This window comes from Paenibacillus sp. Y660, assembly GCF_057221575.1.
Map to the genome: position 1 here is coordinate 106649 of NZ_JBXBBJ010000011.1, position 20806 is coordinate 127454.

At 48.7% G+C, this 20806-nt stretch carries 18 protein-coding genes; 2 read left to right on the plus strand and 16 right to left on the minus strand.

The features are described from left to right. The first annotated feature begins 91 nt into the window (after positions 1-91). Positions 92-769 carry a Crp/Fnr family transcriptional regulator gene (locus tag AC2TDN_RS14880; RefSeq protein WP_484688581.1) on the plus strand — a complete coding sequence of 226 codons (678 nt, stop codon included), beginning with the start codon at positions 92-94 and terminating at the stop codon, positions 767-769. Positions 770-851: 82 nt separating this feature from the next. Here the strand turns inward: AC2TDN_RS14880 and nirD are convergent, their stop codons facing one another. From nirD to mobA, 8 genes are all read right to left on the minus strand, one after another. Then, a complete protein-coding gene (gene nirD / locus AC2TDN_RS14885) occupies positions 852-1205 on the minus strand; it encodes a nitrite reductase small subunit NirD (protein ID WP_484688546.1) in 354 nt (117 codons plus the stop codon). 13 nt (positions 1206-1218) lie between these two features. Further along, positions 1219-3660: a nitrite reductase large subunit NirB gene (gene nirB, locus AC2TDN_RS14890; protein WP_484688547.1), complete on the minus strand. Its 2442-nt coding sequence runs from the start codon at positions 3658-3660 to the stop codon at positions 1219-1221. Positions 3661-3857: 197 nt separating this feature from the next. Beyond that, complete coding sequence (moaA, locus tag AC2TDN_RS14895; protein WP_484688548.1) at positions 3858-4886, minus strand: GTP 3',8-cyclase MoaA; 1029 nt, start codon at positions 4884-4886, stop codon at positions 3858-3860. 16 nt (positions 4887-4902) lie between these two features. Further along, positions 4903-6180 carry a molybdopterin molybdotransferase MoeA gene (locus AC2TDN_RS14900; protein WP_484688549.1) on the minus strand — a complete coding sequence of 426 codons (1278 nt, stop codon included), beginning with the start codon at positions 6178-6180 and terminating at the stop codon, positions 4903-4905. A 136-nt stretch (positions 6181-6316) separates the two neighbouring features. Beyond that, positions 6317-7060 carry a pyruvate formate-lyase-activating protein gene (gene pflA, locus AC2TDN_RS14905; protein ID WP_484688550.1) on the minus strand — a complete coding sequence of 248 codons (744 nt, stop codon included), beginning with the start codon at positions 7058-7060 and terminating at the stop codon, positions 6317-6319. A 24-nt stretch (positions 7061-7084) separates the two neighbouring features. Beyond that, entirely contained in the window at positions 7085-9340 is a 2256-nt protein-coding gene (gene pflB, locus AC2TDN_RS14910; RefSeq protein WP_484688551.1) for a formate C-acetyltransferase, read from the minus strand. 27 nt (positions 9341-9367) lie between these two features. After that, positions 9368-11977 (minus strand): bifunctional acetaldehyde-CoA/alcohol dehydrogenase, encoded by a 2610-nt coding sequence (gene adhE / locus AC2TDN_RS14915; RefSeq protein ID WP_482068858.1) that lies wholly within the window; start codon positions 11975-11977, stop codon positions 9368-9370. 250 nt (positions 11978-12227) lie between these two features. Further along, positions 12228-12833 carry a molybdenum cofactor guanylyltransferase gene (gene mobA, locus AC2TDN_RS14920; protein ID WP_482068857.1) on the minus strand — a complete coding sequence of 202 codons (606 nt, stop codon included), beginning with the start codon at positions 12831-12833 and terminating at the stop codon, positions 12228-12230. Positions 12834-13013: 180 nt separating this feature from the next. Between mobA and AC2TDN_RS14925 the strand changes: the two genes are divergently transcribed. Then, the gene (locus AC2TDN_RS14925; RefSeq protein WP_484688552.1) at positions 13014-13733 is read left to right on the plus strand and encodes a Crp/Fnr family transcriptional regulator; all 720 of its coding nucleotides are present in this window, start codon (positions 13014-13016) and stop codon (positions 13731-13733) included. Between the two features lie 94 nt (positions 13734-13827). Here the strand turns inward: AC2TDN_RS14925 and AC2TDN_RS14930 are convergent, their stop codons facing one another. The 8 genes from AC2TDN_RS14930 to AC2TDN_RS14965 all read right to left on the minus strand — a co-directional run bounded on the left by AC2TDN_RS14930 (position 13828) and on the right by AC2TDN_RS14965 (position 20738). Then, entirely contained in the window at positions 13828-15327 is a 1500-nt protein-coding gene (locus AC2TDN_RS14930) for a nitrate/nitrite transporter (protein ID WP_482068855.1), read from the minus strand. Positions 15328-15592: 265 nt separating this feature from the next. Next, on the minus strand, positions 15593-15904 hold the full coding sequence (locus AC2TDN_RS14935) for a hypothetical protein (RefSeq protein WP_482068854.1): 312 nt from the start codon (positions 15902-15904) through the stop codon (positions 15593-15595). 21 nt (positions 15905-15925) lie between these two features. After that, complete coding sequence (locus AC2TDN_RS14940) at positions 15926-16255, minus strand: hypothetical protein (RefSeq protein WP_482068853.1); 330 nt, start codon at positions 16253-16255, stop codon at positions 15926-15928. Continuing rightward, complete coding sequence (locus tag AC2TDN_RS14945; RefSeq protein WP_482068852.1) at positions 16252-16440, minus strand: hypothetical protein; 189 nt, start codon at positions 16438-16440, stop codon at positions 16252-16254. The genes AC2TDN_RS14940 and AC2TDN_RS14945 overlap by 4 nt, the downstream gene beginning before the upstream one ends. Beyond that, the gene (locus AC2TDN_RS14950) at positions 16430-16963 is read right to left on the minus strand and encodes a QcrA and Rieske domain-containing protein (protein WP_484688553.1); all 534 of its coding nucleotides are present in this window, start codon (positions 16961-16963) and stop codon (positions 16430-16432) included. Before AC2TDN_RS14950 ends, AC2TDN_RS14945 begins: the two co-directional genes overlap by 11 nt. 13 nt (positions 16964-16976) lie before the next feature. Beyond that, positions 16977-17540, minus strand: coding sequence for a 4Fe-4S dicluster domain-containing protein (locus AC2TDN_RS14955; RefSeq protein WP_482068850.1), 564 nt, complete (start codon positions 17538-17540; stop codon positions 16977-16979). After that, on the minus strand, positions 17537-19711 hold the full coding sequence (locus tag AC2TDN_RS14960; RefSeq protein ID WP_482068849.1) for a molybdopterin oxidoreductase family protein: 2175 nt from the start codon (positions 19709-19711) through the stop codon (positions 17537-17539). The genes AC2TDN_RS14955 and AC2TDN_RS14960 overlap by 4 nt, the downstream gene beginning before the upstream one ends. Then, a complete protein-coding gene (locus AC2TDN_RS14965) occupies positions 19698-20738 on the minus strand; it encodes a hypothetical protein (protein ID WP_484688554.1) in 1041 nt (346 codons plus the stop codon). The genes AC2TDN_RS14960 and AC2TDN_RS14965 overlap by 14 nt, the downstream gene beginning before the upstream one ends. Positions 20739-20806: the final 68 nt, after the last annotated feature.

Below are 20806 nucleotides of genomic sequence, written 5' to 3' on the forward strand. Positions count from 1 at the left end.
TGAGGAGTTGGTCCACATGGCCATGAATATTCCGGTAATAGAAGAAAAGAAAGCAACCACTAAATCAGGAACCGTTCATCATAAAGGGATTATGGCATTTTTCTCAGAAACAAATTTTGATAAATTAAAGAGTATTATGTACCTCAAGCAAGCAAAGAAAGAAGAGCATTTATTCTGGGAAGGCGACACCGCGGACAGATTGTATTATGTCGTAAAGGGCGGCGTACGCATCACGAAGATGTCGGAGACGGGTAAAAGCTTTATCTTGTATCTGCATCAAGCAGGAGATTTATTCGGTCAAATCGATCCCTTTCAAGATTCTGTCCACAGTTTTAGCGCTGAAGTGACCGCAGATTGCGAAATAGGCGTTATTTTGCGCAAAGATCTTGAAGTTCTATTATGGCAGCATGGAGATTTAGCTATCGAATTTATGAGATGGATGGGTCTTGTTCATCGAATGACCGAAACAAAGTTTCGCGATTTAATGATGTACGGCAAACCAGGCGCGCTTTGTTCCTTACTGATCAGGATGAGCAACTCCTACGGCGTTCCAAAAGGCGAGCATGTGCTGATCGATTATAAAATCAACAATACGGAAATGGCCGATATGATCGGCTCCACCCGTGAAAACGTAAATCGGATGTTAAGCGATATGCGTAAGGAAGCTGTGGTCGAATTTCAAAATGGCCATATTGTCATTAAAGATATTGCCTACCTCCGCAATATTTGCCATTGCGAAAATTGCCCTTCGGAAATATGCAGAATGTAATGAAATACGTTTTTCCTATATGAGAAGGGACTCCAGCGTTAGCGGGGTCCCTTCTGTGCATAACTGGATCTCAAGGGTTCAGCTATTCAGCTGACACCTCGATACCGACAAGGACGATATCTCCTTCTATACGTACAGGGAACGTATTCACCTGTCCGGTGTCCGGAAGCTGAACCTCTCCCGTCAACAAGCTTATTTTACAGTCGCGAAGCGGACAATATACATAGTCCCCGCTTATAAGACCCTCGGCGAGAGGGCCTCCCTTCTTATGTCCCGTTCTATTCTCGAGTGCGTATACGGTGCGTTCGGACAAACGGAATATGGCGATCTCCGGTTCACCGCCGAGCTTAACGACTTTCCCCAAATGCAGTGGGAAATCCGCAAGATTTCCCACCGGGTAATAGCTCGCACTACCTTTACTCCTCATGGCTTCCATACTGTTGCCTCCCTCACTTCACATGAATGTGCTCGTATAATTGATGCCTCAGCTCTTCCCTCTCCACAACTTCACCCCAAGGATCGTGCAGCCCTTGCAGGGCCAGTTCAATTCTAGCCACGAGCTCTTTCCGGCGCTCTTTGTTCTCGACAATCTCTTGGACAATCGCAGGCAGGCCCAGTCTTTCGATCCAATCCGATGTCCGCTCCCCGTACTTTCCGGTTTCCCGATAAAATTGGATGAAAGCACCCGCAAGCTCGATAAGCTCTTCATCCGTTTTCACCTTGCATAATAGATCCGCAGCTCTTAGCTTCACCCCGCCGTTGCCGCCTACATAGATTTCCCAGCCTCCATCGTTGCCGATGATGCCGAAGTCCTTAATCTCCGCCTCGGCGCAGTTACGCGGGCAGCCGTTAACGGCCATTTTAAACTTGGCTGGCATCCAGAGCCGTTCGAACTTCTTCTCCAGCAGTATTCCCATACCAATGGAGTCCTGCGTGCCAAATCGGCAAAATGTAGAGCCGACACATGTTTTCACTGTTCGGATGGCCTTGGCGTACGCATATCCCGATGGCATGCCGAGCTCTTCCCATACGCGAGGAAGATCCTCCTTCTCCACGCCCAGAAGATCGAGACGCTGTCCACCCGTTACCTTGACCATTTTCACTTTGAATTTGTCGGCGACGTCGGCTATTTTGCGAAGCTGCTCCGGTGTCGTAACGCCGCCGTACATGCGAGGTACAACCGAGTATGTGCCGTCCTTTTGAATATTGGCATGCAGCCTCTCGTTGACAAACCGGGAATCCTTCTCGTCTTCAAAAGCCTCCGGCCAAACCATGCCGATGTAATAGTTGATCGCCGGTCTGCACTTCGTGCAGCCTTCCGGGTTGTGCCACTCCAGCACGTTCATCACTTCGCGAACATGGGTCAGGCGCTTATCCCGAATGGCCGCTATCACATCCTCCCGGCTATGGGTCGTACAGCCGCAAAGCGACTCGGCACCTTGATGGTTGGCCTCAAATTGATCACCCAGCGTCAGAGCAAGGATCTGCTCTACCATCGGTTTACAGCCTCCGCATGACCGGCTGGCACCCGTACTACTCTTGATTTCTTCTACTGTAGTGAGGCCTTTATCCGCAATCGCTTGGATGATCATGCCTTTGGTAACCCCGTTGCACCCGCAAACAATTTCATCGGACGGCATAGCGGCAACAAAAGCTAGCGGATCCGTGCCCTCTGCATGCGTCGAACCCACAAGCTGTTCATGAATGTCCCTCGTCATCGGTTCATGCGCCTTCACCCATTTGAACAGCTGGGCCGAATCCGTAATATCTCCGAACAGCACGCAGCCGACGATACGATTATCGCGAAGAAGGACCTTTTTATACGTCTTATTCCAATTGTCCTGCATGCGGATAACATCCAGCCCGGAAGCATCTTGAAACTCCCCTGCAGAGAAAACATCGACGCCGGATATTTTCAGCTTGGTCGAGACGATCGAGCCTTGGTAAGGCTCCACAGGCAGACCACACAGCTGTTTGGCTAACACAGCTCCCTGTTCAAACAGCGGCGCTACAAGCCCGTAGCTGACGCCACGATGCTGATTGCACTCGCCAACCGCATATACATCAGGCGCGCTTGTCTGCATGAAGTCGTCTACGATAATGCCTCTTGCTGTCTCTATGCCGCAATCGCGAGCCAGTGCGGTCTCCGGAGCAATGCCTACCGCCATCACGAGGAAATCCGTTTCGAGCGATGAGCCGTCTTCAAACTGCAAGCTTTCAACACGCGCTCCACCGCCGATTGACACCGTCTTCTTCTTTAGAAGGAACCGAATTCCCTGCTCCTCAAGCTCCGTTTGCAGCATGGCGGAGGCGGCTGGGTCGAGCTGCCGTTCCATCAAATCCGGGAATAAATGAACGACTGTTACCTCCATTCCCAGTTTCAGCAGTCCCTTCGCGGCCTCAAGCCCGAGCAAGCCTCCGCCGATGACCGCAGCCTTCTTCCATGTACGCGCCGCTCTGGTCATTCGCTCACAGTCCTGCACGTCCCGGAAGCTGACGATCCCTTCTTTATCTACACCTGGAATCGGAAGCATAACGGGTTTGGATCCTGTCGCAATGATCAGCTTGTCATAGGCGCTGAATGAACCATCGCTCAATTGCACTTGCTTGGAGTCGATATCGATCTGCGCTGCCTCGATCCCGGCGAACAATGTAATTCCGTGCTGCCCGTACCAGGAATAATCATTCAAAATCATTTCATCGAAAGACTTGCTGCCTTCCAATAGGTAGGACAATTGAATACGGTTATAATTGGGATGCGGCTCCTTACCGATGACCGTAATGTTGTACTTGTCCGGCGCCAGCTTCAATATTTGCTCAATCGTGTTGATTCCCGCCATGCCGTTGCCGATTAGTATAAGCTTCTCACGTTTATCTCCATGGATAGTCATATTAGTTCCTCCTCCAATGCTGTCTCAATTCTCTTAATCCTTATGCTTTAATCATAAAGAGAATCGTCCGGCAAGGATGTGAATTTTATCACAGAACCTCCAAATTACACGTGCATAAAAACAAGCCCGCAGCATCCATTCGCCACGGGCTCTTCTATATATGAAAACAATCATCTCTGATCGTGCGGCACAACAGACTATCCGCCGATATGGGACATTTCAACCTTATGCTTAGGAGTTGTCTGTGTAAGTCTCGTTTCGGAATAACGGTCCATACGATTGCCCCAAATTTGAGCAATGAACGATCTTACCTCATCATCGCTGGCGCCGCCCCTGATCATACCTAGCAGATCGGTCTTCTCTGAAGCAAACAAACACGTATACAAGTGGCCTTCCGCAGAAAGCCTGGCTCTCGTGCAAGAACTGCAGAACGCCTGGCTTACAGAGGAAATCAAGCCGATCTCTTCCTGAGAACCAATATAACGATACCGTGTCGCAACCTCGCCGAAATAGTTTGATCCTGCAGGCTCGAGAGGCATTTCTTTGTGAATGATTTCGTAAACGCTTTGGCTCGGAACGACATGCTTCAAATTCCATCCATTGCTATTCCCGACATCCATAAACTCAACAAATCGCAGACTATGACCTCTTTCGCGGAAGTATCGGGCCATCGGAACAATATCCTGTTCATTGATACCTTTCTGGACGACCATATTTACCTTTACGGACAATCCGGCAGCCGCCGCGGCATCAATGCCTTCCAATACTCTTTTTGCCGAAAAACCTCTCCCGTTCATGGCTCCGAACCGGTCATCGTCCAAACTATCCAAACTCACGGTAATTCGCTCCAGCCCGGCGTCTTTTAATGCCTTGGCTTTCGACTTTAATAGCGAACCGTTCGTTGTAACAGCCAAATCTTTGACGCCTTCTATTCGGCGAATACGCATAATAATGTTGGCGATATCTTTATTTAACAGGGGCTCCCCGCCTGTAATCCGTATTTTCGAAACGCCAAGCGAAACAAAAATACGCGTTAGCCTCTCAATCTCTTGAGGAGAAAGCAGCTTATCCTGCCCTAAAAACCGAAAATTGGGGCCAAACACTTCCTCCGGCATGCAATAGCGGCACCTGAAATTGCAGCGGTCGGTTATCGATATACGAAGATCGCGAAGAGGCCTTTGAAAAGCATCCACGACCTTGGAATCTTGTTTGTTCTGATTTTCCATTGTCCACCTCGCTTCACTACTTGGTTATTTCATAAGGAAGAGTGATCACTTTAACGATCTGACCGGCTGAGACACCTTTGGATCCCGATGGGATCTGAATGAGGCAATTGGCATCTTGAATAGATACTAGCATACTTGAACTGTTCTTCTCCAACACACTCACCGTTACTTGCTCCTGGGAGTATGTCATTTTTCCCCGAATGTATCGATCGTGCGGACATCCTTTATTGTAATCGTTTGTTATAGTCGCTTGAATACTGGATGGGAGAGGATTTTCTTTACCTTGCATCGCAAGCAGAGCGGGGCGCACAAACAGCTCAAAACCAACAAAGCAAGCGCCGGGATTGCCGGATAGACCGAAGACGAGCTTCTTATTCATGACGGCAGCCGAGGTTGGACTTCCAGGCCGCATGGCCACTTTATTGAAGAGCAGCTCGGCTTCGTTCCCGTTCGTTGCAGCAAAAAATTCCGCCATGACATCATAATCGCCGACGGATACCCCGCCGCTGACAATGAGCATATCGCATTTCTCCAGCGCTGCATGAATCGTACTCGCCACTTTATCTATATGATCCGGAACTGTGCCATAGTTGACAACAAGCCCGCCATATTGCTCTATTTGCGCTGCAAGCATGTAAGCATTGCTATTACGTATTTTCCCCGGCTGAAGCGGCTCCCCCACTGCGATTAGTTCACTTCCGGTCGTTAATACACCCACGATAGGGCGCCGGTAAACAGGAACATTATCATAACCTAATGAAGCGAGCAGTGCAATTTGTCCTGGGCCGATTCGAGTGCCTGCGCCCATAAGCAGCTGTCCGGTCTTTAACTCGTCACCCGGCTTGGCAACGTTTTGCCCATACGCGACTTTATGCTTAATCCGGATACACTCATACCCCTCCTGTTGAAACTCCTCCGTTTGCTCGAACATGACAACAGCATCCGCGCCATCCGGAACCGCTGATCCCGTCATGACGCGAATCGCAGTTCCGGGAACCACCGTTTTACTTGAAACGGATCCGGCAGGCACTTCATCGATCACCCTAAGATATGCTGGATCTTGTGGAGATGCAAACTCGGCCTCTTCACTCAAAACGGCATAGCCGTCCAACCCCGACCTGGGGAAATGAGGCATATTTTCCTTCGAAAACAAAGTTTCCGATATTGTTCTATGCAAACATGAATCTATCGATGTATACTCGCTGTTCATTTGCCGAATATGCTGGCTGATTACATGCTGTGCGTAATCAACTTTTACTGCTCTGCGGACATATTTCCGGCTGCGGTTTTTCATTGCTTAACAATCCTTTCATCCAGCCCTTATTAGTTGAATCATAAATCATTATGCCATAGACAGATGTGACATTAGTCACATTTATAAGCACGAACAAAAATACCACCTCGGCTCTACGGCTAAGGTGGTATTTTATTTACTGGGCCAGTGCTTTTCGCCCCGCTTCAATGCCTTGATCAATAATCATTCTAGCTCTGGCTGCCTCTCGGTCTGTCGGCTCCGGACACCGATCAAGCGGATATTCCTTCCCCATCTGCTGCCATTTATAAACGCCCATTCTGTGATAAGGCAGCAGTTCCATTTTCCTCACATTGCTAAGTGCCCCGATGAACTCCCCGAGTTCAAATAAATCCTTATAGTCATCCGTCCAACCGGGAACTAGCACGTGGCGAATCCAGACAGGCTTCTTCCTTTCATTTAAAAAAGTCGCGAATCGCTTAATACGGTCATTTGGCTGCGCCGTAAGCGCGATGTGCTTTTCCGGATTGATCTGCTTCAGATCCAGCAGCACCAAATCGGTTGCACTTAATAGCTCCTCCGCATGACTAGGTTCGCAGAAACCGTTCGAATCCAGCACGGTATGGAGTCCCCAGCGCCGTTTGCACTCGGCAAACAAGCGGGCCACGAAGGGAGCCTGCAGCGTTGGCTCTCCTCCCGTTACCGTAATGCCCCCGCCTGAACGGCGATAGTACTCCAGGAACGGCTCCACCTCCCGGAGAATCTCATCGACACCCATCTGCCTGCCGGCATTCATTTCCCATGAATCCGGATTATGGCAGTAATGGCACTTCAGCGCGCAGCCCTGCATGAAAAGGACAAAGCGGATGCCCGGACCGTCAACGGTGCCAAACGTATCGAAGGAATGTATGCGTCCTTTCATCGGTCTGCACCCCCTCTCATTCATTTACATCGTGCCGTGGAACGTACGATGGATCACATCAAGCTGCTGTTCACGGGTCAGCTTGATAAAGTTTACGGCGTAGCCCGACACCCGAATCGTAAGCTGCGGATACTGTTCCGGATGTTCCATGGCATCCAGAAGCTGTGCACGGTCGAATACATTAATATTTAGATGATGACCTTGATTCGCCATATAGCCATCGAGCAGCGATACCAGATTCGTGATGCGAGCCTCTTCCTCGCGTCCCAAAGCTTTAGGCACGATGGAGAACGTATTGGATATACCGTCCAGGCAATGCTCGTAAGGAATCTTAGCTACGGTGGCGAGCGATGCAAGCGCTCCTTTCCGGTCGCGTCCATGCATGGGATTGGCGCCTGGCGCGAAGGGTTCGCCGGCTTTGCGGCCATCCGGTGTGCTGCCTGTTTTCTTGCCATACACAACGTTCGAGGTGATGGTCAATACAGACATCGTCGGCACGGATTCGCGATACATCTTATGCTTGCGAATCTTGTTCATGAACGTTTCGGTCAATTGAACGGCGATAGTGTCTACACGATCGTCATTGTTGCCGTACTGCGGATATTCGCCTTCAATTTCAAAATCGATGGCGATTCCTTTGTCATTGCGAATTGGACGGACCTTCGCATATTTGATCGCGCTTAGCGAGTCGGCGACCACCGAAAGTCCTGCAATGCCCGTAGCCATCGTACGAACAATTTCACGGTCATGAAGCGCCATCTCCAGACGTTCATAGCAGTACTTATCATGCATGTAGTGAATGACGTTCAACGTGTTCACATACAGCTTCGCCAGCCATTCCATAATGATGTCGAATTTCTCGGCGACTTCTTCGTAATCGAGCACCTCGGATGTAATCGGCGCAAGCTCCGGTCCAACCTGCAATCCAAGCTTCTCGTCTACCCCGCCGTTGATCGCATAGAGCAGCGCTTTGGCCAAGTTGGCGCGAGCACCAAAGAACTGCATCTGCTTGCCGATCCGCATCGCGGATACGCAGCAGGCGATTCCGTAATCATCCCCGTAGTACGGGCGCATCAGGTCATCGTTTTCGTACTGGATCGAGCTGGTCTCCGCCGACACCTTCGCGCAGTACTTTTTAAATCCTTCCGGCAGCGCTGTCGACCACAGCACAGTCAGATTCGGCTCTGGAGCAGGTCCCAGATTGTACAAGGTGTGCAGGAAGCGGAACGAGTTCTTCGTTACGCGCGCCCGGCCGTCCAGCCCCATTCCCCCAATGGACTCCGTCACCCATGTAGGGTCTCCGCTGAACAGCTCGTTATAGTCCGGCGTACGAAGGAATTTAACGATTCGAAGCTTCATGACAAAATGGTCGATCAGCTCCTGTGCCGCTTCTTCGGTAAGCGTACCCTCCCGTAAATCCCGCTCCATGTAGATATCGAGAAAGCTCGATACGCGTCCCAAGCTCATTGCCGCGCCATTCTGCTCCTTAGTCGCCGCCAAATAGGCAAAGTATAACCATTGTACGGCTTCGGCGGCATTCACAGCCGGCTCCGATATATCGCAGCCATACGTTTTGGCCATTTGCTTCAGCTCATCCAGGCTGCGAATCTGTTCGGAAATCTCTTCGCGCAGCCGAATGATATCTTCGGTTATCGAATCGACCTCCAGTTGAAGGAGCTCCTTCTGCTTCGCCTCGATCAGACGATTGACCCCATAGAGGGCTACGCGTCTGTAGTCGCCGATAATGCGCCCGCGGCCGTAAGCATCCGGCAGCCCTGTAATGATAGCCGCTTTACGCGCCGTCTTCATCTCCGTCGTGTAGGCATCGAACACGCCCTGGTTATGCGTTTTGCGAATATCGGTAAACACCTGTATCATTTCTTGCGGAAGCTTGAATCCATACGCATCGCAAGCATCGATCACCATGCGGATTCCTCCGTAGGGCTGAACGGAACGCTTCAGCGGGGCATCCGTTTGCAGTCCTACGATCTTCTCCATCTCCTTGGCAATATAGCCGGGGGCGTGCGATGTAATCGTGGATACGGTATCGACATCGACGTCCAGCACGCCGCCATTTTCCCGTTCTTTAGTGGTGAGAACGCTGATCATACGCCAAAGCTCTGCCGTCGCCTCCGTAGGTCCTGCAAGGAATGCATGATCATCTGTATAGACCGTGATGTTTTTATCGATAAAGTCCTTAACGTCAATGCTCTTGCTCCACTCGCCACCGACAAAGCCTCTCCAGCTTTCCATCTTAACAGCAGTTTCTTGTATGGCCATGATGACACCTCCTGAATGTACTTGAACTTAATCAAATTTCCCGTAAAAAGCGTTCCGGTATACGTCCGCCAGTTCTATGACTAACGGCATCCGCGGATTGGCGGTTGTGCATTGATCCTCGAACGCCCGGTCCGCCAAATAATCTACACGCGATTCGAACTGCTCGGCCTGGAAGCCCAGGTCCTGAAACTTCTCGGGAATGCCAAGCGTTTTGTTCAACTTGCGAACCGCTTCGATCAGGCTGTTCACGCCTTCCTCCGTCGTCTTCGCAGGGAGCCCCAGCATACGGGCAATCTCGGCATATCGCCGATCTGCAATAAAGTGATCGTATTTAGGGAACGAAGTAAACTTCGTCGGTTTCTTAGCATTGTAGCGTATGACATGCGGCATTAAAATCGCATTCGTGCGTCCATGCGCCGTGTGGTATTCACCGCCCCATTTATGGGCCAAGCTATGATTGATCCCAAGGAAAGCGTTAGCGAATGCCATTCCGGCAATCGTCGATGCGTTATGCATCTTCTCGCGGGCGATCGGATCTCCAGTCGCAAAGGACTTCTCCAGGTTCTGGAACACCAGCTCAATCGCCTTCATCGCCAAGCCGTCCGAGTAATCGTTAGCCATGACCGATACGTAAGCTTCTATCGCATGGGTAAGGACGTCCATGCCCGTATCGGCTACCGCTGTTTTCGGAAGGCTGTATACATAATCCGGATCTATGATCGCTACATCCGGCGTCAGCTCATAATCGGCAAGCGGATACTTCGTGTTCCCTTTTTCCTTATCTGTGATGACAGCGAAAGAAGTGACTTCCGAGCCCGTGCCCGATGTCGTTGGAATCGCGACGAACTTCGCCTTGCGCCCCAGCCGCGGATATTTGTAAACCCGTTTCCGGATATCCATGAATTTCTGCTTCAGTGCATCAAAGCTCGTATCCGGATATTCATAGAACAGCCACATCGCTTTGGCAGCATCCATCGGTGACCCGCCGCCCAGTGCGATAATGCAATCCGGGTTAAAGCTGGCCATCTGCGCCCGGCCCCGTTCAACCGTTTCTACCGACGGATCGGGCTCCACATCCGAGAATACTTCGATGTAAACCGGGAGCTGGCGTTTGCGAAGATAATACTCCACCCGCTCTACGTAGCCGAGCTTCACCATCATCGGATCCGTAACAATCATGACCCGCGTAATGTCCGGCATTTTCTCCAGATACTGCGTTGCTCCTTTTTCAAAATAAATTTTTGGCGGTATTTTAAACCACTGCATATTGACGGTCCGGTAAGCGACCCGTTTCAAGTTAATCAAATTAACCGCACTGACGTTAGAAGTCGTGGAGTTATGTCCATAAGAACCGCAGCCCAGTGTCAGAGAAGGCAGGTTCGTGTTGTAAATATCGCCGATCGCTCCGTGCGTGGAAGGCGAATTCACAATAATGCGTCCTGTTTGCAGTTTATCGGAGAAGGCCCCGATGACTTTTTCGTTCTGCGAATGAATGACCGATGAATGTCCCATTCCGCCAAACTTGACGATCTCTACGGCCCTCTCAATGCCTTGCTCTGCATTCTTCACTTTGTAGCAAGCGAGTACAGGACTTAACTTCTCGGCCGATAATGGGAAGGCCTCGCCTACGCCCGCTAATTCAGCCACTAATATTTTGGTTGCCGATGGAACGTTGATGCCCGCCATTTCGGCGATTTTAACAGCGGATTGGCCTACGATAATCGCGTTAACCGCACATTTTTCAGTGTTAATCACCAGCCCCGAGACAGCTTCCGTTTCTTCTTTGTTCAAAAAATAGCAACCTTGCTCAGTCATCAGCTTTTTGGTATCCACAAATATCGATTCTTCAATAATAACAGCCTGCTCCGATGCGCAAATCATGCCGTTGTCGAACGTTTTGGAAAGGATCAAATCGTTGACAGCCTGCTGCAAATTGGCCGATTTTTCAATGAAACACGGCACATTGCCTGGTCCTACCCCCAGAGCCGGTTTGCCGGTACTGTAAGCCGCCTTTACCATGGATGATCCCCCCGTGGCAAGCACCAGGGCAACATCCGGGTGGTTCATCAGGAGCTGCGTAGCCTCTACGGATGGATGTACAACCCATTGCATGCAATGCTCAGGCGCACCAGCTTTCACAGCCGCATCAAGCAATGTTGCTGCTGCCGCAGCGCTTGATTGTTGAGCCGAGGGGTGAAAGGCGAAAATGATAGGATTCCGGGTTTTCGTCGCGATTAACGACTTGAACATGGTCGTTGATGTCGGGTTCGTGACAGGCGTTACCCCAGCGATAACCCCAACCGGTTCAGCAACCATCTGATAGTTCTCGTACGAGTTTTCTTCAATAACGCCTACCGTTTTATTGTTTTTAATGCTGTGATAAATGTATTCCGTAGCGAACAGATTTTTCGTAATCTTGTCTTCGTAGACGCCGCGTCCCGTTTCCTCCACAGCCAGCTTTGCGAGTGCCATATGCCGATCGACGCCGGCCAGCGCCATCTGTTGAACGATGTGATCGACTTGCGCTTGATCCAGCTTCAGAAATTGCTGCTGAGCTTGTTTAGCTCGAGCCACCAGTTGATTGACTTCTTCCCCGGCCGAGATTTTTTCGGTTGCTTTCGCTTCTTTCGTTGCCATACGCCATCCACTCCTTTATATTGTCAAAAATGTGTGCCATGCTTTGTTGTTATGCTTTTAGCTTAAGCCGAATCGAAATCCCAAACTATGATTAATGTCACAGTTGGTAACCGTTCTTCATGAACAATTTGTGAATATTTTCACAATATAATTGATGAGAAATCCTCTAGCGAGGCTTATCCAGGATAGGCGACAGTTTGAGTTATCAATCCTGCCGCCGCTTTTACCCAAAAAAGCACCGAATCACTTGTTACTGCTTCGAAGCTTCCCACCGGCTCATTGCCTCAAAATCCTCAATCGACTTTATACTGGACACAAAATTCAAGTCGACACCGTTCTCGTACAAAAACCGGTCATCCTGTTCGCTCCAAAAGACATGCTTCAGCAAAGCAGAGATCTGCGTTTCCCCCTGATGAAGAAGCGGAACGATATGCGAGGCGCACATCCGATCATAAACGGCGTGTAAAGGATAAATCTCCCCAGCGATCAAAGGCACTACAGCTTCAAAACCATCACGCTTCCTTTCCAGCATTAACTCCGCCGCTTTACTGGAAATGAATGGCATATCGCACCCAACTACCCACACAGAAGCGTGCTTCGCAAGAGACAATGCAGCGTGCAGCCCTCCAAGAGGGCCATGACCTTCATAAAAGTCGGTAATAATTCGTACCGATCGATTAACTATATTTAAAAAAGGCTTAGGATCATGGGTAACAACAATCAATTCGTCACATAAATCCCGCATACGATCCAATTGCCTCGCAATCATTGGTTTTCCGCCAAAAGGAAGGAGTGCCTTCAGCTCTCCCTTCATTTGACGATTTGTTCCACCTGCCAAAACAACTCCTGAAAGCATCGCCATCACTTCTCCTTTTCTGATTCGTATAGTTTCACCTTAGACAAAATAATGGACTGTGTAAGTGAAGAATGTCACACTGCCGACAAATGTGATTGTGATGTAAATCACATCGATAGATAGGAAAGATGGATATACTATATTAACTATTAATGATTTAGGAACGGAGCGATCATGCCAATGAATATATCGAACAGTTCAACTGAATCCAATGTCCGGAACACGGAATGTTTTTCTGCTGACAACCTCATGAAATTGCAGCAAATTATGTACGAGACCAAAGCTGTTAGCGGTTCGCATTTATTTTGGGAAGGCGACCCTGCCGACAAGTTGTATTTCATTAAAAGCGGGAGAATTAAAATGACAAAATCTTCGGATGAAGGCAGACAATTCATCTTATATATGTATCAGGAAGGTGACATGTTCGGACAAATAGATCCATTTCGCAAGTCTTCCCATGTGTTTAACGCAGTCATTATCGAAGATAGTATAGTTGGAGTTATCCTTCAGAAAGATTTGGAAGTACTGCTGTGGCAAAACGGGGACCTTGCAGTGGAATTCATGAAATGGATGGGGCTTGTTCATCGTATGACCCAGACTAAATTCCGTGATTTAATGATGTTCGGCAAGCAAGGCGCACTCTGTTCACTGCTGATCAGGCTGGCCAATACCTACGGTGTTGAACATGAGAACCACATTTGGATATCAAAGACTCACACAAACACCGAATTCGCCGATATGATCGGGGCTACCCGGGAGAGTGTGAATCGGATCCTGAGTGAATTGCGTAGAGAAAATGCGATTGCGATTGAGAATGGTCACATTGTTGTAAAAGACCTACCATACTTGCGCGACATATGTCACTGCGAGGGATGCCCTAAGGATATTTGCAGAATGTAATAACCGCATCTAAACGTTAGTCACCCTTCCAAAAACATCCCCTGCCCCATGCGCTGTTGCGCATAAAGCAAGGGATGTTTTCAAACACCTATGGCTATCTTCTTGTTTTAGTCATATCGCTGAACATGGCGGCAAAGCATTTGATTTCTCCTGCATCGTTACGGATACTATTAATGGTTAGCCATTCTAGATATACTTCTCCATTTTTGCGCCGGTTCCATATTTCCCCCTGCCAGCTTCCGGTATTTGTCAAAGATGCCCACATGCCCGTGTAAAAAGCAGCATCCTGCTTACCCGATTTCAGTAAGCTCGGCGATTTACCAACAGCCTCTTCAGCCATGTATCCGGTAACTTCGGTAAATGGGCCGTTTACAGATTGAATAACGCCTTTAGCATCAGTGACCATTATTCCTTGGGATGTTTGATCCAAAATGCTTAAGGTTAAACTCATCTTCTCCTGATAGAACATCCAGATCACAAGAATTAAGCTTGCCAGAGCCACCTCGGACAACGCCATAAATCCGATCGCATAATGCCCGGTCAATTTGAAGATCGCCGATAAGATTAGCGGTGGAAAAAACCCGCCTAAGCCTCCCATAGCCGAAATAAGTCCATTCGCAATTCCCGCTTGCTTCGAGAAGTACAGCGGAACAAGCTTGAAAATGGTGCCGTTCCCTGTTCCCGCGCACAGTGCTATTGTTAAACATCCTACCGTATAGATTTCAATTGACGGAGCAAATGATAAGATAACGGCCGACAGGGTTAATCCACCAAAAACAATCATCAGGATTTTGAATGGGTTCCATCTGTCTCCCATCCAGCCGCCAACAGGTCTCATGATGGTAGCCAGAACAATGAATCCGGCTGTGCGGATGCCTGCATCTACTTTGGTTAATTCGAAATGGGTAACTAGAAAGTTAGGCAAATAGACGGTAAATGCGACAAACGAGCCGAAGGTAATGAAGTAAAATAAGCATAATAGCCATAATCTTTCGTTTCGGTAAACCCCTTTAATCTGGTCCGACAAAGAAGTGACGATTTTAGGCTCCTTCTTATCCCCCAAGATAAAGTTAATGGCTATAAAGATACCAAGAAGCAAGCCATACATAAGGACTGTCTTTTCCCAGCCAATATAATTTGCAACCACCGGCGCTGAGAAAGCGGTTATCGCGGTGCCCAAATTTCCTATCCCATAGATCCCGTTCACAAGCCCATGCTTCTCTTTCGGGTAGTACTTCGGCAGAGAGGTAACCCCAACGGAAAATACCGCTCCGCCAATTCCTAGAACCATCCCCCCCATAATCAGGTCTATGAAGGAGTCCGCTATGCTAAGCCAGTATATCGGTGCCAGCAGCAGCAGAAAACTAATGACGAACAACTTGCGAGCGCCGTACCGATTGGTCCAATAACCCACCGGAATACGCAACAAGGAACCAAACAGTATGGGTGTGGCTGTAACCCAGGCTAACTGACCGGCACTTAATGAAATGTCCTCTTTAATAAATGAGATCAAAGAAGACAGTATGACCCAAACCATAAAACCTAGAATAAGACTGAGTGTCTGAACTGATAATTGAAGTTTATTACCGTTCATGGTTAATCCCTTCCCTTCTGTGCAGATGCGAATTTTGTTTACCTGACTTGTAAGCTTATTAAACCATCCAAAGCGCATAAGCCGCAGTGACCTTTATCACACGGGAATGGCTGAATCGGAAACCTGCCATTTAGCCCAGAATGAAGACGATCGATCTTTAGTGGCATGAACTAATAATGGAATTGGCAATGACAAAAAAGGAGAAATTAAATAATTCCCCCTGGATGATGCGCTTGACCATATGATCTTGAGCTAGTCCAATGAGTTACTCTACTGAAGCGTCCTCAAAAAATATCCAATAGGTTAGCTTGCCTTTGAGATCATGAGAAACAAAATGATGTCTTCCGTCGCCGCTTTGTTCCAGCTTTGTTGCGTTTTCATCAAATACAGGGACGGCTAAGAACTGCGAAGGCTTCAAATAAAACTGCACGAAATTTCGGTCGTCTGATACCCTCGCTTCAAACAAGGATGGATACGGCTTTGGTTTCGTTTGCTCTTCTCCCGAATGATCTTCAATCCACACCTCTATTGGACGTCCCAAATACGAGGATAAGCCTTTTTCCCATTCCCATTCCATAATGATCCCTCTGATTCCATTTCAATTTTTGCCGCAATGGCTGCAGCTTTCATGAGCTTCTTTGATATCGAGCTGAATCCGGTAGCCTTGCAGCCAGGCCATGAATTGCGGCCCTGCATTCGCTTCTAAATAAGCAACGATATCCTCCTCACACTGCCACTTCGCCATACCTTTAACTTCCGCTACAACAATATCTACTTGGTCATTTTCTTGCTTCCCTTCCGTATACCAGCTTCCCATGCCGGAAAAAAGACGATCTAATTGCTGCTGAACGGCCTGCTCGAAATGGTGTTCCGGTTCCGGTTCATGTTCGCGTATAAAGCATAAATCCAAAAAGAACTCCGCGTTCATTTTGCTTTACCTTCCTTCTTATAAATGTATAAAGCAATAGGGAACAGAACAATATTCAATACCGAAAACAAAATAACCAGCTCGTATTTTTGATGGAAATAATGATTGACCACATATTGGGTACAGACGATATTTAAAAATAGGATCATACACAACAATATGACGCCTCTGTAGCTACGCTTCATAGCGCTTCACTCCCGTTGCAAATACGGCATCGTTTTCTACAGCTATAACAATTTCGGGAAGCGGCCTTCTAGGCGGGCCTGCCGTCGGCTTGCCCGATTTCGGATCAAAGTAACCATGATGACAAGGGCAGACCATTTTCTCTTCCTCGCCGCTCCAGAAGACGGGGCATTTCAAATGCGTACAAGCATTCTGATACGCCTTGTACTCGTTTTCTCCCAATCGAATGAGCAAAGCGGATTCATGTTCGCTCGGATACGAAAATTCAACCGCTTCGCCTATTGGCAAGGAAGCAATATCGACAATCTTCTTTTTCGCATGGCTTTTTGTGCTAAGTCCCATCAGTTCTTTGGCCGCCAATCCGCCCCAAGGCAGGGTGGAAACCGCGAATACGCCCGCTGCGCCAACCATCGTCTTCATAAACCCGCGCCGATCCAGAAGCCGTTCATTCTGTTTATGGATGTTATGGGTGTAATTATCTTCATCAAACGGAATCTTATTATTTTTGCCTTTATCCTTTTCCATTTGCTAATCCCCCTTAAAATAGCTTTTGTTTACCTTGCAAAATACCGGGGAGACTGATCTTCACATTCGTCTCTCCTTCCAGCGGATCGAAAGGCTGATGGCTGGAGAGCCATTTTCCAAGACGGTGCTGCTCTTGTTTCATCGCCAGTTCATCCTCTGTGATCCATTGCAGCGTATTTGTCGGACACACGGATGCGCACATAGGAGGTATTCCTTCTTTGGTCCGGTCATAGCAGAGGTCGCACTTGTACATCAAATTCTGCTCTTCGTCAAATTTCGGGATACCGTACGGACAAGCAATCGTACAGTTCTGGCAGCCGATGCATTTCTCTACCATCGCGGACAATACGGCGCCTTCCGGTGTAATCTGTATGGCTTGCGCCGGACAGCTTCTGGCACACGCAGGATTAACGCAGTGCAGGCACATAAGCGGTATCGTTTGCCGATTCACCAGCGGATTGACATCATATACATAATTGCGGTTGCGCTCATCATGGCCGCCGCACTGCGTGCATGCCGCCAGACAGCTCCGGCAGCCAATACAGTTGTCCATTTCGATATAAAGTAATTTCTTCACCGTACTGCCTCCCCTCCAACTGCGATTTTTTCAATTTGAGCCGCACAAACCTTAAACTCAGGCATACGGGACATCGGATCCAGAGCAGGAATGGTCAATAAATTAATCGACTGCTCGTGACCGAAATGGTATGGTACGAAAACAGTGTCCTTACGGATCGCTTCTATTATCATCACCTTAAAATGCGCCTCTCCGCGCCGCGTGAACAATCGCACGACTTCATCATGCTCGATGCCGTACTGCCTTGCTGTTTCCGGATGAACCTCCACATAAGGCTCCGGACACATATCATGCAGGAATTGTATTCTTCGTGTCTGATTCCCGGATAGATAGTGATAGACTACCCTTCCCGTCGTTAAGCGAAGCGGATATTGCTCGCAAGGCTCCTCGGCCGGGGGACGGTAGGGAAGCGCGCAAATCAGGGCTTTCCCGTCCGAATGGTAATATTGCTGATCAAGGAACATATATGGCGTTCCCATATCGTCTTTATCCTTGCAGGGCCAGAAAACACCATTTTGCTTCTCGATTTTATCCCATGTCGCGCCGTAGTAATCCGCATATCCGCCTTTGGAGGCTAATCGGAATTCCTCCGCCACCTTTTCGGCCGACGTTAGATGAGAGAAGTATTTGCCACGGCCCAGCCGTTCCGCAAGCTCGACCTCAATTAACCAGTCCGGCTTCGATTCGCCAATTGGCTCCTGGGCTTTGTTGATTTTAATAATTCTGCCTTCCAAATTGGTTACCGTTCCTTCATCCTCCGACCATGTGACGGAAGGAAGCACAACATCGGCGAATTCGGCCGATTCGGATAAGAATATGTCCGCACAAACCATAAAGTCCAAATTTTTCAATGCCGCTTTGACATAATTTAAATTAGGCGCCGATACCGCGGGATTCGAACAGAGCAGGTACAGGCCTCTGATCGTTTTATTTTGCATTAAATCAAACATTTCATAGGCAGATACCCCAGGCTGCGGCATTTCTTCCGGCTCAATCCCCCATACGTTGCATACCTCTCTAACATGCTTCGGATTCGTTATCTTGCGGTAGCCCGGCAGCGCATCCGCCTTCTGGCCATGCTCGCGCCCCCCTTGGCCGTTTCCTTGTCCCGTTAGCGTAGCAACGCCCGATTTAGGACGACCGATCTTCCCCGTAACCAAGCACATATTGGTGTAGGCCGATACATTATCCGATCCTCTGGTCTGCTGCTCGATTCCGCGGGCAAACATAACGATCGCATTCGGCGCCTTTCCGTAAATCTCTGCCGCGCGAATCAATTTGTCAGGCGCTACGCCTGTTATTTCACTCGTATATTCCGGCGTAAACTTGCTGACGAGCTCCTTTGTTTCTTCGAAGCCGTTCGTATGGGCCTGAACGAACGTTTCATCCGCATAACCATTCTGAATGAGAAGATTAACCATACAGTTCGCCAGAGCCAAATCGGTTCCCGGCTTAAGATCCAAATGAATGTCAGCCCGCCTCGCGAGCGGCGTTTCCCTCGGGTCTACAACAATCAGGTAGCCTCCGCGATTTTGCACCTCCCAAACCCGAAACATGGATGTAGGATGACATTCCGCCGTGTTGCTGCCCGCGATAAACAAGCAATCCGTTTCGTGAATATCCGTCCAAGGCAGTGTAGAACCGCGGTCTACACCAAAGCTCCTAAGAAATCCTGCCGCTGCGCTCGACATGCAGAAACGGCCGTTATAATCAATGTAGCGTGTCTGCAAGGCGACCCTTGCAAACTTTCCGGTTAGATAGCACTTTTCATTCGTCATCGACACTCCGCTGTAGACAGATAACGAATCTTTGCCATACTGAGCCTGCAGCGCTTTAAATTTATGCACGATCAGATCGTAAGCCTCTTCCCAGCTTGCTTCCCGAAACCCTTCCTTCGTTCCTTTCTTCGACGCGTCATCCCGGATCAATGGCCGCAGCAAGCGGTCATCATGGTTCGTCTGCTGATAAGCCGTAACGCCTTTGGGACACATTTTGCCCAGTGTCACCGGCCAGTCATATCTGGGCTCCACACCGATGATGGTGTTTTTATCTGTATCTACTCTTAAATTCATACCGCATTGCATGCCGCAATATGAGCAGTGAGTCGGAACTAATTTTTCTTTAGGATGATGGATGTTTGGTATTTCTTTGTAAAATTTATCCTTTAGCATTCTGGTTGGCCTCCTTGACCTTGATCTGGTGGGTTGGGACTCCAGCGAATCTCGACATGCGGTATTTGCGTCTGCAAGGAAGGCACAGCTCAGCCAGGTGAAAACCGTCCTTCATGGCAAACTCGATATCATTTTGCTTCAACACTTGAATGACATCGCTCGATTGCTCCGCAGAAACGAAGCCGGTACCGCACACCTTGCATGCCTTCATCTGCTGCTTGCCATAATGCTCGCGATAGTTTTTAGCGAACACGCTGAGCGGACGGATTGGAATATGCGCCAGCTTGCCGAAAGGCAAATAAATCAGGGTCAGGATGACAGACCACTGGTGAATCAAGGTGATGACCGGATGCCCCCATCCATGAAGGAAGATATTGCTGCCGGTCAGCATTAAACCGGTAATACTGATAAACAGAAGCAAGTATAGCGGAAGAAAGTCGTAAACGAATGTTTGTTCCGCTCTTGCCTGCATATTTTTGATGCGGCGGTACAACGCCATGCATACGCCGGCAATGACCATAAACGCTGTAATATTTAAAGCATTGTAAAAGAGAAAGGCAATCCACCCGTCGGCCTTCACCCTCATTAAATCGAGTCCGAAACCGACAACCGTATACCTGCCGTTATCATCCATCGTGAAATACATCCATCCGAAGACCAGAGGAAAAGTGACGAATGCCGAGAGAATGCAGCCCCAGCCTAGCAGCACATGCTGCGTCCAACGATACACACCGCGATTCCAAATGAAACGATAGGTAGCTAAATGCTCGACTGAGGTTTGTGGAGTGCTTTTACGAAATAACAGCTTGATGCCCTTCTTAATGATTAATTTGGTTGGAGGCCTCTCCGCCCAGGCAATAAAACGATAGAAGAAACCGCCAATAAATACGATTGTACCGACCATATATCCATATAGCGCCAGATCGATATGCGTGAAAAACCGAGTTCCGATATAAACTAGGACAAGAAGTGAAACTATTGTCAGAAAGTACATTTTCGCGAATTTTGTTGCAAAGGCAATTTTCATAGCAAATTCTCCTCGTCTTTATTTTCTATTCTCATTAAACCACCGTCGCACCTTGATCGCTGTGACGT